General features: G+C 68.4%; 22 protein-coding genes. 18 read left to right on the forward strand and 4 right to left on the reverse strand.

Going from position 1 to position 14,852, the window contains the following annotated elements; genetic code table 11:
• Nucleotide 1 precedes the first annotated feature (1 nt).
• The 8 genes from rplB to QTI68_RS12615 all read left to right on the forward strand — a co-directional run bounded on the left by rplB (nt 2) and on the right by QTI68_RS12615 (nt 3,971).
• On the forward strand, nt 2–826 hold the full coding sequence (gene rplB, locus QTI68_RS12580; RefSeq protein WP_286370947.1) for a 50S ribosomal protein L2: 825 nt from the start codon (nt 2–4) through the stop codon (nt 824–826).
• A gap of 10 nt (nt 827–836) precedes the next feature.
• Nucleotides 837–1,115: a 30S ribosomal protein S19 gene (gene rpsS / locus QTI68_RS12585; RefSeq protein ID WP_007838132.1), complete on the forward strand. Its 279-nt coding sequence runs from the start codon at nt 837–839 to the stop codon at nt 1,113–1,115.
• Between the two features lie 9 nt (nt 1,116–1,124).
• Nucleotides 1,125–1,457: a 50S ribosomal protein L22 gene (rplV, locus tag QTI68_RS12590; RefSeq protein ID WP_007838134.1), complete on the forward strand. Its 333-nt coding sequence runs from the start codon at nt 1,125–1,127 to the stop codon at nt 1,455–1,457.
• A 13-nt stretch (nt 1,458–1,470) separates the two neighbouring features.
• Nucleotides 1,471–2,397: a 30S ribosomal protein S3 gene (rpsC, locus tag QTI68_RS12595; protein ID WP_286371178.1), complete on the forward strand. Its 927-nt coding sequence runs from the start codon at nt 1,471–1,473 to the stop codon at nt 2,395–2,397.
• A 28-nt stretch (nt 2,398–2,425) separates the two neighbouring features.
• Entirely contained in the window at nt 2,426–2,842 is a 417-nt protein-coding gene (gene rplP, locus QTI68_RS12600; RefSeq protein ID WP_028250943.1) for a 50S ribosomal protein L16, read from the forward strand.
• 14 nt (nt 2,843–2,856) lie between these two features.
• Nucleotides 2,857–3,102 (forward strand): 50S ribosomal protein L29, encoded by a 246-nt coding sequence (gene rpmC, locus QTI68_RS12605; RefSeq protein WP_286370948.1) that lies wholly within the window; start codon nt 2,857–2,859, stop codon nt 3,100–3,102.
• Nucleotides 3,103–3,111: 9 nt separating this feature from the next.
• Complete coding sequence (rpsQ, locus tag QTI68_RS12610) at nt 3,112–3,381, forward strand: 30S ribosomal protein S17 (RefSeq protein WP_286521867.1); 270 nt, start codon at nt 3,112–3,114, stop codon at nt 3,379–3,381.
• An 83-nt stretch (nt 3,382–3,464) separates the two neighbouring features.
• Complete coding sequence (locus tag QTI68_RS12615; protein ID WP_286521868.1) at nt 3,465–3,971, forward strand: peroxiredoxin; 507 nt, start codon at nt 3,465–3,467, stop codon at nt 3,969–3,971.
• Here the strand turns inward: QTI68_RS12615 and QTI68_RS12620 are convergent.
• Nucleotides 3,968–4,549, reverse strand: coding sequence for a GNAT family N-acetyltransferase (locus tag QTI68_RS12620; protein ID WP_286521869.1), 582 nt, complete (start codon nt 4,547–4,549; stop codon nt 3,968–3,970). The genes QTI68_RS12615 and QTI68_RS12620 overlap by 4 nt on opposite strands.
• 7 nt (nt 4,550–4,556) lie before the next feature.
• Entirely contained in the window at nt 4,557–5,270 is a 714-nt protein-coding gene (locus QTI68_RS12625; protein WP_286521870.1) for a cytochrome b/b6 domain-containing protein, read from the reverse strand.
• Between the two features lie 141 nt (nt 5,271–5,411).
• Here QTI68_RS12625 and QTI68_RS12630 point away from each other — a divergent pair, with 141 nt between their 5' ends.
• The gene (locus tag QTI68_RS12630) at nt 5,412–5,858 is read left to right on the forward strand and encodes a c-type cytochrome (protein ID WP_286521871.1); all 447 of its coding nucleotides are present in this window, start codon (nt 5,412–5,414) and stop codon (nt 5,856–5,858) included.
• A gap of 9 nt (nt 5,859–5,867) precedes the next feature.
• Here the strand turns inward: QTI68_RS12630 and QTI68_RS12635 are convergent, their stop codons facing one another.
• Nucleotides 5,868–6,365 (reverse strand): TlpA disulfide reductase family protein, encoded by a 498-nt coding sequence (locus QTI68_RS12635; RefSeq protein ID WP_286506358.1) that lies wholly within the window; start codon nt 6,363–6,365, stop codon nt 5,868–5,870.
• Between the two features lie 68 nt (nt 6,366–6,433).
• Between QTI68_RS12635 and QTI68_RS12640 the strand changes: the two genes are divergently transcribed.
• From QTI68_RS12640 to QTI68_RS12675, 8 genes are all read left to right on the forward strand, one after another.
• Entirely contained in the window at nt 6,434–6,955 is a 522-nt protein-coding gene (locus QTI68_RS12640) for a hypothetical protein (RefSeq protein WP_286521872.1), read from the forward strand.
• A gap of 63 nt (nt 6,956–7,018) precedes the next feature.
• Nucleotides 7,019–7,474, forward strand: a complete 456-nt coding sequence (locus QTI68_RS12645) for a PTS sugar transporter subunit IIA (protein WP_286521873.1) — start codon at nt 7,019–7,021, stop codon at nt 7,472–7,474.
• Entirely contained in the window at nt 7,443–7,712 is a 270-nt protein-coding gene (locus tag QTI68_RS12650; RefSeq protein WP_286521874.1) for an HPr family phosphocarrier protein, read from the forward strand. The genes QTI68_RS12645 and QTI68_RS12650 overlap by 32 nt, the downstream gene beginning before the upstream one ends.
• Complete coding sequence (gene ptsP / locus QTI68_RS12655; RefSeq protein ID WP_286521875.1) at nt 7,709–9,508, forward strand: phosphoenolpyruvate--protein phosphotransferase; 1,800 nt, start codon at nt 7,709–7,711, stop codon at nt 9,506–9,508. Before QTI68_RS12650 ends, ptsP begins: the two co-directional genes overlap by 4 nt.
• 118 nt (nt 9,509–9,626) lie before the next feature.
• The gene (locus QTI68_RS12660; RefSeq protein WP_286521876.1) at nt 9,627–10,085 is read left to right on the forward strand and encodes a Spy/CpxP family protein refolding chaperone; all 459 of its coding nucleotides are present in this window, start codon (nt 9,627–9,629) and stop codon (nt 10,083–10,085) included.
• The gene (locus tag QTI68_RS12665) at nt 10,078–10,536 is read left to right on the forward strand and encodes a DUF4260 domain-containing protein (RefSeq protein WP_286521877.1); all 459 of its coding nucleotides are present in this window, start codon (nt 10,078–10,080) and stop codon (nt 10,534–10,536) included. Before QTI68_RS12660 ends, QTI68_RS12665 begins: the two co-directional genes overlap by 8 nt.
• 31 nt (nt 10,537–10,567) lie before the next feature.
• A complete protein-coding gene (locus QTI68_RS12670) occupies nt 10,568–11,257 on the forward strand; it encodes a response regulator transcription factor (protein ID WP_286521878.1) in 690 nt (229 codons plus the stop codon).
• Nucleotides 11,254–12,546: a HAMP domain-containing sensor histidine kinase gene (locus tag QTI68_RS12675; protein ID WP_286521879.1), complete on the forward strand. Its 1,293-nt coding sequence runs from the start codon at nt 11,254–11,256 to the stop codon at nt 12,544–12,546. The genes QTI68_RS12670 and QTI68_RS12675 overlap by 4 nt, the downstream gene beginning before the upstream one ends.
• Here the strand turns inward: QTI68_RS12675 and QTI68_RS12680 are convergent.
• Nucleotides 12,521–13,477, reverse strand: coding sequence for an AraC-like ligand-binding domain-containing protein (locus QTI68_RS12680; RefSeq protein WP_286521880.1), 957 nt, complete (start codon nt 13,475–13,477; stop codon nt 12,521–12,523). The two genes, QTI68_RS12675 and QTI68_RS12680, sit on opposite strands and share 26 nt — an antisense overlap.
• Before the next feature lie 181 nt (nt 13,478–13,658).
• Here QTI68_RS12680 and QTI68_RS12685 point away from each other — a divergent pair, with 181 nt between their 5' ends.
• Nucleotides 13,659–14,852, forward strand: a complete 1,194-nt coding sequence (locus QTI68_RS12685) for an amino acid ABC transporter substrate-binding protein (protein ID WP_286521881.1) — start codon at nt 13,659–13,661, stop codon at nt 14,850–14,852.

The raw sequence follows: 14,852 nt of genomic DNA on the forward strand, positions 1-14,852 counted from the left end.
CATGGCCGTCATCAAGATGAAACCCACTTCGCCGGGCCAACGCGGCGCGGTGAAGATCTCGCGGGACCACCTGTACAAGGGTGCTCCTCACGCCCCCCTGCTGGAACCGCAATTCCAGAAGGCCGGCCGCAACAACAACGGTCACATCACGACCCGTCACAAGGGTGGTGGCCACAAGCACCACTACCGCGTGGTGGACTTCGTGCGCAACAAGGACGGCATCCCGGCCAAGGTCGAACGCATCGAGTACGACCCGAACCGCACCGCCCACATCGCGCTCGTGTGCTACGCCGACGGCGAACGCCGCTACATCATCGCCCCGCGCGGTCTTGAAGCCGGCGCAACGCTGCTGAGCGGTTCGGAAGCCCCGATCCGCGCCGGCAACACGCTGCCGATCCGCAACATCCCGGTCGGCTCGACCATCCACTGCATCGAACTGCAACCCGGCAAGGGCGCGCAGATCGCTCGCTCGGCTGGTACGTCCGCAACGCTGCTGGCCCGCGAAGGCGTCTACGCCCAGGTCCGCATGCGCTCGGGTGAAGTGCGCCGCGTGCACGTCGAATGCCGCGCCACCATCGGTGAAGTCGCCAACGAAGAACACAGCCTGCGCCAGCTCGGCAAGGCCGGTGTGAAGCGCTGGATGGGTATCCGCCCGACCGTTCGCGGCGTGGTGATGAACCCGGTCGACCACCCGCACGGTGGCGGCGAAGGCAAGACCGGCGAAGGCCGTCATCCTGTCGACCCATGGGGCAATCTGACCAAGGGTTATCGCACCCGTAACAACAAGCGCACGCAAGTCTTCATCGTGTCGCGTCGCAAGAAGTAAGGGTTAGCACATGACTCGCTCTCTCAAAAAGGGTCCGTTCGTCGACCACCACCTCGTGGCCAAGGCCGACAAGGCCGTGACGACCAAGGACAAGAAGCCGATCAAGACCTGGTCGCGTCGCTCGATGGTCCTGCCCGAGTTCATCGGCCTGACCATTGCCGTGCACAACGGCAAGCAGCACGTGCCCGTGTACATCACCGACCAGATGGTCGGCCACAAGCTCGGCGAATTTGCGCTCACGCGCACGTTCAAGGGGCACCCCGCGGACAAGAAAGTCCAGAAGAAGTAAGGAACGACCATGTCTGAAACACGTGCAGTCCTCCGCGGCGTCCGCCTCTCGGTCGACAAGGGCCGTCTGGTCGCTGACCTGATCCGCGGCAAGAAGGTCGATCAAGCGCTCAACGTTCTGCAGTTCACGCAGAAGAAGGCCGCTGTGATCATCAAGAAGGTGCTCGAGTCGGCGATCGCCAACGCCGAGCACAACGACGGTGCCGACATCGACGAACTGAAGGTCAAGACCATCTACGTCGAGCAAGGCGCCACGCTCAAGCGCTTCACCGCGCGCGCCAAGGGTCGCGGCAATCGCATCAGCAAGCCCACGTGCCATGTGTACGTGACGGTTGGCAATTAAGGCTGGAAGAAATATGGGACAGAAAATCCACCCAACCGGCTTCCGCCTCGCGGTCAGCCGTAACTGGTCCAGCCGCTGGTACGCAAGCAACAAAGACTTCGCCGGCATGCTGGCCGAAGACATCAAGGTGCGCGAGTACCTGAAGAAGAAGCTCAAGAACGCATCGGTTTCGCGCGTGCTGATCGAGCGTCCCGCCAAGAACGCCCGCATCACGATCTACTCGGCACGTCCGGGCGTCGTGATCGGCAAGAAGGGCGAAGACATCGAGAACCTCAAGCGTGAACTCGGCCGCCAGCTCGGCGTGCCGGTCGCGGTCAACATCGAAGAAGTGCGCAAGCCCGAAATCGATGCCCAGCTGATCGCCGACAGCATCACGCAGCAGCTCGAAAAGCGGATCATGTTCCGCCGTGCCATGAAGCGCGCCATGCAGAACGCCATGCGCCTGGGTGCCCTCGGCATCAAGATCATGTCGTCGGGCCGCCTGAACGGCATCGAAATCGCTCGTTGCGAGTGGTACCGCGAAGGTCGCGTGCCGCTTCACACGCTGCGCGCCGACATCGACTACGGCACCTCGGAAGCCAAGACCACCTACGGCGTCATCGGCGTCAAGGTCTGGGTCTACAAGGGCGACACGCTGGGTCGCAACGACCTGCCGGCCGTCGAAACGCCGCGTCCCGACGACGAGCGCCGCCCCCGCGGTCCGCGTCGCGATGGCCGCCCGGGTGGCGACCGTCCGGGTTCGGACCGTCGCGGTCCTGGCCCGCGCGCCGGTGCCCGTGGCCCGATCGGTGGCAACACCGCGCCGGCCGATGGCAGCGACAAGCCCGCAGAAGCCACTGGTGGAGCTCCGGCTCAACCGGGTGCAGACTCGAAACCCGCCGTTAAGCGCGTACGCAAAGCCGCGCCAGCTGCAGCAGCTGACGGTGCCAAGACCGAGTGATCGGTCTTAGAACTACGGAGTAACAAAAATGCTGCAACCTGCACGCAGAAAGTTCCGCAAGGAACAAAAGGGCCGCAACACCGGCATCGCGACGCGCGGCAACGCAGTGTCGTTCGGTGACTTCGGCCTGAAGTCGATCGACCGCGGCCGCCTGACGGCCCGCCAGATCGAAGCCGCACGTCGCGCGATCTCGCGCCACGTCAAGCGCGGTGGCCGCATCTGGATTCGTGTGTTCCCCGACAAGCCGATCTCCCACAAGCCCGCAGAAGTGCGGATGGGTAACGGCAAGGGCAACCCCGAGTACTACGTCGCCGAAATCCAGCCTGGCAAGGTGATCTACGAGATCGTCGGCGTGCCCGAAGAACTCGCTCGCGAGGCCTTCCGTCTGGCCGCTGCCAAACTGCCGCTGCGCACGACCTTCGTCGCACGCCAGCTCGGCGCCTGATCGAGGACAACACCATGGCAACACGTAAAAAGAAGGAAGTCGCGGCCCCGGCCAAGACTTCGAAGGCCGCAGTGCTTCGCGACAAGGACGTCGCCGGCCTGCAAACCGAAATCAAGGACCTGCAGAAGGCCCATTTCGGCCTGCGCATGCAGAAGGCCACGCAGCAGCTGTCGAACACCTCGACGCTGCGCGTCACCCGCCGCGACATCGCGCGCGCCAAGACCATTCTTGCTCAGAAGCAGCAAGAAGCCGCCAAGTAAGGAGTGACCATGACGGAAGCTAAAAAATCCCTCAAGCGCACCTTGATCGGCAAGGTGGTCAGCGACAAGCGCCAGAAGACCGTGACCGTGCTGGTCGAGCGTCGTGTCAAGCACGAGCTCTACGGCAAGATCGTGGCCAAGACCAGCAAGTACCACGCCCATGACGAAAAGGGCGAGTACAAGCTGGGCGACACCATCGAGATCACCGAAAGCCGGCCGATCTCGAAGTCGAAGAACTGGGTCGTGACCCGCCTGGTGCAGAAGGCCGTTCTGGTCTGATCGCCCCCGGTCGTACCAGCGTGTACGTCCAACCCGAAAGCGGCCCACAATGTGGGCCGTTTTTCTTTTTCTGGAGCACACACATGATCAAAGTCGGCGATTCCCTTCCTTCGGCCACCCTGCAGGAGTATTCCGAGGTGGAAGGCGAGGGCTGCAGCATCGGACCGAACCCGGTCGACGTCACCAAGGCGGCCGCAGGCAAGACCATTGCCTTGTTCGCGCTGCCCGGCGCCTTCACGCCCACCTGCTCGGCCAAGCACGTGCCGGGCTACGTGCAGCACTACGATGACTTCAAGGCCGCCGGCGTCGACGAGATCTGGTGCGTGAGCGTCAACGATGCCTTCGTGATGGGCGCCTGGGCGCGCGACCAGAACACCGGCGCCAAGGTCCGGATGCTGGCCGACGGCAGCGCGGCCTTCGCGACCGCCACCGGCCTCACGCTCGACCTGACCTCGCGCGGCATGGGCGTGCGCAGCAACCGCTATTCGATGCTGGTCAAGGACGGCAAGGTCGCGAGCCTCAACGTCGAAGGCCCGGGCAAGTTCGAAGTCAGCGACGCCGACACCCTGCTGGCCCAGGCCAAGGGCTAAAGGTCGACTTTCAGGTAGTGCGACCCCGCGATGGGGTTGTGATAATAGGGTGGCACTTCGGAGAAGCCCAGGTCCTCGTAGAGGGCCCGGGCCGACTCCATGTCGTCCAGGGTGTCGAGCAGCACGCAGGCATAGCCGGCGCCGCGGGCGGCATCCAGGATGGCCTCGGCGAGCTGGCGGCCGAGCCCCACGCCCCGGAACTGCGGCCGGACATAGAGCCGCTTCATCTCGGCGGCATTGGGATAGTCGGCTGTGTCGAGCGGCCGGAGCGCACAGCAGCCGGCCACGTGCGCCAGCTGGCCTTGCGTCCTTGCCAGCGGCTCGGCATCGACCGGCACCGCCACTTCGCCGACATCGACCACGGCCAGCAGCAAGGCACCGCGCGGCTCCGCGTACTCGCCCGGCAGGCTGGCCAGTTCCTGGTCGAAATTCTGGAAGCCGAGATCGATGCCGAGCGAATCGGCATAGTCGCGGAAGATCGCGCGCACGGCGTCCAGCTCGTGCGCCTCGTCCGGCGTGATCATGACGATCTCCGGCGTGTCTGCCAGGGGCAGCGGACGCGACAGGGAATGGCTCATTGGCGGCTCAAGGGCGCAGCGACGCAATCCAGGTCGCGAAAGCGGCACAGGCCGCGAACACGGCCATCGCCAGCAGGCGCGAGGCGGCATCGTCGCGGCTCGGCGCCGTGCCGCCGTCCGCAAGCCGCTTGTCGCCGGTGATCATCGGCCGCACCAGCCGCTGGCGCCGGACGCCCACGTAGAACAGCACCGCCAGCACATGGAGGCTGGCCAGGCCGATCACGATCCACTTGCCGATCACCGCATGCCAAAAGGTCGCTGCGCTGACGATGGCGCCGGAAACGAATTGCGCCAGCGGCCCGGAGGCGGCGATCTCGTCGTCGGCCACCAGCCCGGTCGCGACCTGGAGCGCCAGCAGCAGAAGCAGGGCGAACACCGACAGCGCGCCGAGCGGCGAATGGCCGACCAGGTGGTCGGGATGGGCCCGCCCTCGCAGGTAGTCGCGCAGCGAGCGCGGCGAATAGAGAAAAGACGAGAAGCGCGACCAGCGCCCGCCCACGAAGCCCCAGGCGATGCGAAACAGCAGCAGCGCCAGCAGCGCGTAGCCGATGCGGAAATGCCATTCCATGGCGCCGCCGAAGCCGGTCGCGATCTGGGCGATCACTGCCACGGCCAGCACCCAGTGGAACACGCGCGTCGGGAGGTCCCAGATGCGGGTCTGCGTGGCGGGAGTGGCGTCCAGCCCCGCGCGCTGCGCCTGGGCCGGGATGGAAGCGGTCATCGGTGGGAAAGAAGCGGCTGGATGCGCAGATTAGCAAACTTCCGGGGCCCGAGACCTGCGGGTTGTCTCTAGTCGTATGCGGCGGCAAATCCCTAAACTGGCCCGGCGGCATCGCCCGCGCCCAAGAAGAAGGACCCACGAATGAAGAATTCAGCCCTGCTGGCCCTGGCGGCCGCCTCTTTCGCGCTGGCGCTGCCGGCTTCTGCGCAGTTCGCCAAGCCCGAGGATGCGGTCAAGTACCGCCAGAGCGCGATGTTCATCCAGAGCCAGCACTTCGGCCGGGTTGCGGCGATGGCGACCGGTCGGGTCCCCTATGACGCGGCGGCCGCGACCGCCAATGCGGAGCTGGTGGCGATGATCTCGAAGCTGCCCTGGGCCGGCTTCGGGCCGGGCACCGAGGGCGGCAAGGCCAAACCCGACATCTGGAAGGAGCAGGCCAAGTTCAAGGAACTCAACGAGCGCCTGATGGCCGAGACCGAAAAGCTCGCAGCGGCCACCAAGGCCGGCAACCTGGACGCAGTCAAGGCCGCCGTGTCGAGCGTCGGCGAGACCTGCAAGACCTGCCACGACACTTTCCGCAGCCGTTGAAGACCGCGGCTACGCTTCGGCGAGCAGTTTCTCGATCAGCTTGTGGAGTTCGGCGAAGTCGGGTTCGCCGACATAGCGCTTGACGATCTCGCCGCGCTTGTTGACCACGTAAGTGGTGGGCGTCAGCTGGACATCGCCCCAGGCCTTGGCGACTGCGCCGGTGTTGTCGATCGCGACCTTGAACGGCAGCTTGCGCGTTTCGGCGAAATTGACCACATAGCTCGGGGGGTCGTAGCTCATGGCCACCGCCAGCGTGTCGTAGCCGCGCCCCTTGTACTTGTCGTAGGTGGCGATGACCTTGGGCATCTCGCCGACGCAGGTGACGCAGCTGGTGGCCCAGAAATTGACCAGCGTGACCTTGCCCTTGAGGTCCTCGGTGCTCTTCTTGCTGCCGTCGAGCAGCACGAAAGTCGAGGCCGGCGCCGCCGAGACGCCGGTGTTCAGGTAGACGCCGACCCCGACCGCCAGGGCGAGCGCGACAGCGGCGGCGGATATGACTTTTTTCATGGGCAAGGGATGGAGCGGGCCGCCGGATTTTAGTTCCGATCGGCCGCAGTTCGATAATCGATCTCCCGATGCCCCTGTCCACCCGTTCCCACGCCGCCGCCCTGGCCCTGGCCGGTGCGCTCGCCGGCTGCAGCCCGACCTTCAATTGGCGCGAAGTGCCGATCGGCAGCGAGGGTGTCATCGTTTTGCTGCCCTGCAAGCCGGACCGGGCGACGCGCGCGCTGCCGCTGGGTGTCGAGGCGGTCACGGTGGACATGGCCGGCTGCGAGGCCGGCGGCGCCACCTTCGCGGTGGCCCATGCGGTCGCCGGCAGCCCGGCGCAGGCCGAAGGCTGGGCCCGGGCCTGGCGGGCGGCGACGCGCAGCCAGCTGGCCGGGGCCCCGGCGACCGAGCGCCCGGCCGACCTGCCGCGGGCGGCCTCCGCGCCGCCACCGGTCCGGCTCGACACGCCCGAGGGCGGCGGGCTGCACGTGCTGTGGTTCGCTCAGCAGCGTCCGGACGGCGTCTCGCTCTACCAGGCGACCGTGCTCGGCAGGCCGTCGTCGGCCGAAGCGCTCGCCACCTTCTTCGAGGGCTTGCGCCTGCCATGAACCCTACCGAGGTTGCCTGACGAGCCCGCCCCCGCATAATCGAGAGACCGTCCACCGATCCGCATGACCAGCATCTTCATCATCGCCCACTCGCCGCTCGCCCAGGCGCTGCGCCAGTGCGCGCTGCATGTCTTTCCCGACAGCGAAGCGTCGATCGTCGCGCTCGACGTGCTGCCCAACGTATCGCCGGACGAAACCCTCGCCGCCGCCCGCATCATGCTGGCCCAGCTCCAGACCGCCCCGCGTTCGCAGGTGCTGGTGCTGGCCGACGTGTTCGGTGCCACTCCCTGCAACGTGGCGCAGAAGCTGGTCGACGGCGTCCGCTCGCGTCTCGTGGCGGGGGTCAACCTGCCGATGCTGCTGCGCGCGGTGAGCTACCGCAACGAGCCGCTCGACACGCTGGTGCAGCGGGCGGTCACCGGCGGAACGGCCGGCGTCATGCAGGTGGCCGTGGCGGCGCCGCAGAACCAGGCAAGAAGAAAGCACAGTGACCAAGACATCCGTGACCATCAGCAATAAGCTGGGCCTGCATGCGCGCGCCTCGGCGAAACTCACCAAGCTCGCAGGCAGCTTTCCGTGCGAGGTCTGGCTGTCGCGCGGCGACCGCCGCGTCAACGCCAAGAGCATCATGGGCGTCATGATGCTGGCTGCGGGCATGGGCGTCACGGTGGACGTCGAGACGATCGGCGACAGCGAGCAGGAGGCGCTCGATGCCATCGTCGCCCTCATGAACGACAAATTCGGCGAGGGCGAGTGACCTTCGTCGTCCACGGCCTTCCCGTTGCCCGAGGCATCGCCATCGGGCGGGCGGTGCTGGTGGTCTCGAGCCGCATCGACGTGGCTCACTACTTCATCAAGCCGGAGCAGATCGAGGCCGAGATCGACCGGGTCCGCATTGCGCGCAACGCGGTGGCCGAAGAGCTGCTGAAGCTGCAGGCCAACGTCGCGCTGATGGGCCCCAACGACGCGCCGCACGAACTCGCGGCCCTGCTCGAAGTGCACCAGATGCTGCTGCAGGACGAGGTGCTGACGGGCGGCGTCAAGCACTGGATCGTCGAGCGGCTCTACAACGCCGAGTGGGCGCTCACCACCCAGCTCGAAGTGGTGGCGCGCCAGTTCGACGAGATGGAGGACGAATACCTGCGCGAGCGCAAGGCCGACCTGGAGCAGGTCGTCGAGCGGCTGCTGCACCGCATGAAGGGCACGGCGGCGGTGCTGGCGCCGACACCGCCGCGGCGCAAGCGCACCGCCGACGAGGACGACCACCACGACCTGATCGCCGGCGATGCCTTCGATGCGCCGCTGGTGCTCATCGCGCACGACCTGTCGCCGGCCGACATGCTGCAGTTCAAGAAGAGCGTGTTCGCGGGCTTCGTGACCGACGTCGGCGGCCGCACCTCCCACACCGCGATCATCGCCCGCAGCATGGACATCCCGGCCGTGGTCGGCGCTCGCAGCGCCAGCCAGCTGGTGCGCCAGGACGACTGGGTCATCATCGACGGCGATGCCGGCGTGATGATCGTCGACCCGTCGCCGATCATCCTCGCCGAGTACGGCTTCAAGCAGCGCCAGGGCGACCTCGAACGCGGCCGGCTCTCGCGGCTGCGCCACAAGCCGGCCGTCACCCTGGACGGCCAGCGGATCGACCTGCTGGCCAACATCGAGATGCCCGAGGACACGATCGGCGCGGTCAAGGCCGGGGCGGTCGGCGTCGGCCTGTTCCGCAGCGAGTTCCTGTTCATGGGCCGCGAGGCGCACAACCTCGCGCGGCTGCCCGACGAGGAGGAGCAGTACCAGGCCTACCGGCGCGCGGTCGACGGCATGAAGGGCATGCCGGTGACGATCCGCACCATCGACGTCGGCGCCGACAAGCCGCTGGACGGCAAGCAGCAGCGCGAGGACTACCACCTGAATCCGGCGCTGGGCCTGCGCGCGATCCGCTGGAGCCTGGCCGATCCGGCGATGTTCCTGACCCAGCTGCGCGCCATCCTCAGGGCCGCGGCGCACGGAGAGATCCACCTGCTGATCCCGATGCTGGCGCATGTCAGCGAGATCCGCCAGACGCTGTCGCTGATCGACTTCGCGCGCGCCGAACTCGACAACCGCGGGGCGGTGCACGGCAACGTGAAGCTGGGCGCGATGATCGAGATCCCGGCCGCCGCGCTGACGCTCAAGACCTTCCTGAAGTACTTCGACTTCCTGTCGATCGGCACCAACGACCTGATCCAGTACACGCTGGCGATCGACCGCGCCGACGAATCGGTGGCGCATCTGTACGACCCGGCGCACCCGGCGGTGCTGCGCCTGGTGGCCGAGACCATTGCCGAGTGCCGGCGCCAGGGCAAGGGCGTCAGCGTCTGCGGCGAGATGGCCGGCGACGTCGTCTTCACCCGGCTGCTGCTGGGCCTGGGGCTGCGCAGCTTCTCGATGCATCCGTCGCAGATCCTGGCGGTCAAGCAGGAGGTGCTGCGGGCCGACACCAGCAAGCTCGAGGCCTGGGCGCAGGAGGTGCTGGAGTCGGAGAACCCGGCGGCGGCGCTGGTGCGTCCGTAGCCAGATCCGCTGCAATAAAACGAAACACGCCGAAACCGCCGCGAAAGGACTTCGGCGGGCCCCAAGCCGACCATCGAGTCTTCCGGATCACCCCGATCCCCTCTGAAGGAAGACTCTCATGAAACGCTGGTTCAAACGCTCTCTTTTCGGCATCGCCGGTGCCGCCCTGCTGGCCGGCAGCCTGGCCGGATGCGGCGGCCATCGCTACGGCTGGAGCGGCTCCGAACAGGACCGGGCCGAATTCCGGGCCCGGATGGTCGAACGGGTGGGCAGCAAGCTCGACCTCGACGCCGCCCAGAAGCAGAAACTCACCGTCCTGGCCGAGAAGCTGCAGGCGCAGCGGGCGGCGCTGCGCGGAGGCGGCGACCCGCGGGCCGAGTTCCGCGGCCTGTTCGCCGGCGCCAAGCTCGACCAGGCGCGGGCGAAGCAGCTGGTCGACGACAAGACCGCCGCGGTGCAAGCGGGCAGTCCGGAGGTGATCGCCGCAGCGGCGGATTTCTTCGACAACCTGAACCCGGCCCAGCAGCAGAAGGTGCGTGACTTCATGGACCGTCCGCGCTGGGGGCGCCGTGGCTGAGGCCCCTGTCGCCTGGGGGGCGGCCGGGCGCCGCCCGCGACCGGCCGAATCCGACGCGGTGCCGTCGGCAGGCGCCGCCGCAGGTGGCGTGCGCCTGCTGCTGCGCCTCGAAGGACTGGTCGTGCTCGCGGCCTCGCTGGCCGGCTATTCGCAACTCGGCGCCGGCTGGGGCTCTTTCGCCTTGATGTTCCTGCTGCCCGACCTGTCGTGGCTCGGTTACCTCGCCGGCCCGCGGCAGGGCGCGGCGGCCTACAACGCGGCCCATTCCTACCTGGGGCCAGTGGCGCTGCTGGCGCTCGGCGGCCTGGGCGGCCAGCCGGTGGCGCTGGCGCTCGGGCTGGTCTGGTGCGCCCACATCGGCTTCGACCGGATGCTGGGCTACGGGCTCAAGTACGCGAGCGGCTTCGGCGACACGCACCTCGGCCGTCTCGGACCCGCGGACCCTTGGTGAGCAGCGCGGGCGGTGGGCCAAAATGCAGCGGATGCGCATCCTCCTGATCGACGACGACGAGCACCTCGGTGCCCCGCTGGCGAGCTACTTCGCGCGCTTCGACTTCGAGCTGGACAGCGCCAGCCGGCCCAGCGAAGGCCTGGCGAAGCTGCGCGCCGGGCACTATGACGCCGCGATCCTCGACGTGATGCTGCCCGAGATGGACGGCTTCGCGCTGTGCCGCGAGATCCGCCGGGAGAGCGACATCCCGATCGTCATGCTGACGGCGCGCGGCGACGTGATGGACCGCGTCGTCGGCCTCGAGATCGGCGCCGACGACTACCTGCCGAAGCCCTTCGAGCCGCGCGAGCTGGTGGCGCGCGTCCAGACCATCCTGCGGCGCCGGCGCGCCGTGGCGCCGCCCGCCGCGGCGCCGCAGCAGCGGCTGTTCGAGGGCCTAGCGATCGACCTCGACAAGCGCGAAGTGCTGCGCCACGGCGAGCGGATCGAACTGACCGGCACCGAATTCGAGTTGCTGGCACTGCTGGCCGACCCGCCCGGCCGGGTCTGGAGCCGCGACGAGATCCTGAACCGGCTGCGCGGCCACGAGGCCGAGCTCTACACGCGCGCGGTCGACATCGTCGTCAGCCGGCTGCGCAAGAAACTGGAGCCGCTGGACTGCATCAAGACGCTGCGCAATGCCGGCTACGCCCTGGCCGTCGGGCGGAGCACGCCGCCGTGAGGCCGGCAGGCCCGAGGCGCTCGCGCCGCTGGCGCCACAGCCTGCGGCATTCGCTCAGGGTGCGCCTGATCGTGGTGTTCGTGCTGCTGGCGCTGGCGATGACCGCGGTGTTCCTCGGCGGCGCGCAGCGGGCCTTCTCGACCGGCTGGCGCGACGCTGCCCGGCCGGTCGTGGCCGACTACATGGACCGGATCATGGCCGAACTCGGGACGCCGCCCGATGTCGCCCGCGCCCAGGCGCTGGTCGAACGGCTGCCGATCTCGATCCGCATCGAAGGGCCGCTCGTCAACTGGGATTCGCACCCCGACAGGCATCGCTACGGCTTCGGCCCGCGCGGCGACTGGCTCAGCCGCAGTACCGCGGACGGCCATCGCGTGAGCTTCGGCATCGGCACCTTGCCCTGGCAGCGCGAGCCCCAGGGCATCGGCTGGATCACGCTGGCGCTGCTGCTGGCCCTGATCGCCCTGGCCTATGCCTATGTCCGCAAGCTGCTGCGGCCGCTCGACGACATCCGCGCCGGCGCCGAGCGCTTCGGCCGCGGCGCCTTCGACACGCCGATCCCGCTGCGCCGTCGCGACGAGCTCGGCGACCTGGCCCAGCGCATCAACACCATGGCGCACGACATCCAGGCCATGCTCGATGCCAAGCGCGGCCTGCTGCTGGCGCTGAGCCATGAGCTGCGTTCGCCGCTGACCCGGGCCCGGCTCAATGCCGAGCTGCTGCCGGCGACGCCCGAGGGCGCGGCCGAGCGCGCCGCGCTGCTGCGCGACCTGGCCGAGATGCGCGACCTGATCAGCGACCTGCTCGAGAGCGAGCGGCTGGCCAGCCCGCATGCCGCGCTGCAGCGCGAGCCGGTCGACCTGGCGGCGCTGGTGCGCGAGGTGGTGGCCGAGCATCCCGAGGGCAGCCGCGTGGCCGCGGACCTGGCCGAGGGCCTGCCGGCCCTGGCGCTGGACCGATCGCGGCTCAAGGTGCTGGTGCGCAACCTGCTCGACAACGCGCTGCGCCACGGCGCCGACGCGGCCCAGCCGCCGCGCATCGCTTTGAGCCGCGACGACGCGGGCGTCGAACTGGAAGTGCGCGACTTCGGGCCCGGTGTAGCCCCGGCGCAGCTGGTCCACCTGACCGAGCCCTTCTACCGCACCGACGGTGCGCGCCAGCGCGCCACCGGCGGGGTCGGCCTCGGCATGTACCTGTGCCGGCTGGTGGCCGAGGCGCACGGCGGCAGGCTCGCGGTGCGCAATGCGCAGCCGGGGCTGGCGGTCAGCGTCTGGCTGCCTGGCGCCTGAAGTCGCTCGGGCTGCCGCCGGTGTGTTCGCGGAACACCCTGCTGAAATGCGAGAGGTTGCTGAAACCCGAGGCGAGCGCGATGTCGGTGATCGGGCGCGCCGCGTTCGCCGGGTCGAGCAGCTCGCGGATGCTGCAGGCCAGTCGCTGCTGCAGGATGTAGCCGGTCAGCGTGTCGTCGTCGCCGGCGAAGGCGTTGTGCAGGTGGCGCTTGCTGCAGCGCAGGGCCTGGGCGATGCCGTCGATCGACAGCGCGGGGTCGCGCAGGTGCCGGGCCACGTGCTGGCGGATCCGGTCCTTGAGGGCTTCGCGCTGGGTCCGCGGCGTGTCCTGGCCGGCCAGTTCCATCAGCGACAGCCGCACCAGCTGGATGATCAGGTCGCCGGCCCCGCGCGCGGCCGCCTCGCTCATGTGGGGCAGCTCGAGGTAGGTGTTGCGCATGGTCTCGAGCGCCACCCGCGAGATGCCGCTGCCGCCGCCGACGCGGCGCGCCATCAGCTGGTCGAGCGGCAGTCCGGGCGTCGCGAGCTGCTGCTTCGGCAGCATCACGATGAGGTGGTCGCTGCGCTCGGGATTCGCGACCGTGTAGTCGGTGGTGGTGTCGTAGAGCGTCCAGCCGCCGGCGCGCACCGCGGCTTCGCGGCCGCGCTGCGCGACCTCGGCCGAGCCCTGCCAGGGCGCCACGATCTTCAGGTAGGCGGCCTCGCTGCCGCGGGCCATCTGCGGCGTGCGCAGCACGCGGTGGCGGTTGGCTTCGAGCCGCGTCAGGATCACGTCGCCGGCCTGCGAGGCAGCGAGGTGGCCGTCGAAGTCGCTGTCGCCGTAGAGGTCGGAATCGAGCCCGCCGAAATGGCGCCAGACCCACTCGCGCCAGACCGGCGCACGCTCGCGCGGCGGGACTTCGTCGGTCGACAGAACCAGGGAGGCGGTCATGGGGCTTGCTGGAAGAACAGCGGCTATTTTCCGGCCCGCCGCGCCGGTCCCGACTTGCGGGTTAACCACTAGCGGCGTGCACGCTGCGACAAGCGCATTGTGCGCAGCGGGCACAGCGCCCGGGCGCGCCGCTTCCTACGATGGCGGGACCGGACGCAAACGACGCCCGGAAGGAGACCGCATGCCAAACCTCGCCAATCGCCGCCGCTGGATCCAGGGCACCGCCACCGCGCTCGGCGCCGCCGCCGTCGCTCCCCGCCTGTGGGCGCAGGGCGCGCCGGTGCGCATCGGCTATGCCATCGCCCGCACCGGCCCCTGGGCCGCCGGCGCCCAGGTCAGCCAGGAGCCCAACTACCTGCTGTGGGCCGAGCAGGTCAATGCCGCCGGCGGACTCTCGGTCAAGGGCGCCAAGCGGCCGATCGAGCTGATCGGCTACGACGACCGCAGCGAGACCGAGACCTGCGTGCGTACCTTCGAGAAGCTGATGGGCAGCGACAAGGTCGACCTGATCCTGCCGCCCTGGGGCTCGGGCGCGAACTTCGCCGTGGCGCCGCTCGCCAACCGCTTCGGCTATCCGCTGCTGGCGCCGACCGCGCTGTCGCGCAAGCTGATCGACATGCACCTGCCGTACTTCTTCTCGCTGCTGCAGCAGCCCGACAAGATGATGGGCGCGCTGGTCGACCTGATGGTCGCGAACAACGTCAAGACCATCGCCATCGTCTACATGGACGACCTGTTCGGGCTGGAGAACTTCGCCGCCCTCAACAGCGCGCTCAAGAAGACCTCGATCCAGGTGGTCGACCGCAAGAGCTATCCGCTGGGCGTCAAGGACCTGGCGCCGGTGCTGCGCACCATGAAGGACCTGAACCCGGACGCCTTCATCGGCATCACCTACCCGCCGGACACCATCCTGGCCAGCCGGCAGGCGCGCGAAGTGGGCTTCAACCCGAAGTTCTTCTACGCCTCGGTCGGCACCGCCTTCCAGCTCTACAAGAACGTGATGGCGGGCAACGCCGAGGGCGTGATCGGCATGGGTTCGTGGAACGCCAACACCAGCCCCGAGGCCCGCGCCTATTTCGAGGCCCACAGCAAGAAGTTCGGCAAGGAGCCCGACCGCTGGGCCAGCGGCCACGCCTGGGCCGGGCTCGAGATCCTGCAGCAGTCGGTGGCCAAGGTCGGGCTCGACCGCAAGGCGCTGCGCGACAACATCGCCAAGAGCGAGTTCAAGACCATCCTCGGTCCGATCCGTTTCGACGGCGGCGAGAACGCCTCGATCCCGGGCACCGTCGCGCAATGGCAGAACGGCGAGTTCGAGGTGGTCTGGCCCAAGGACCGCGCCACCGCGCAGCTGAAGCCGAAGCCGGCGTGGAAGTAG

The sequence above is a fragment of the Variovorax sp. J31P207 genome (assembly GCF_030316965.1).
Lineage (GTDB): Bacteria > Pseudomonadota > Gammaproteobacteria > Burkholderiales > Burkholderiaceae_C > Variovorax > Variovorax ginsengisoli_B.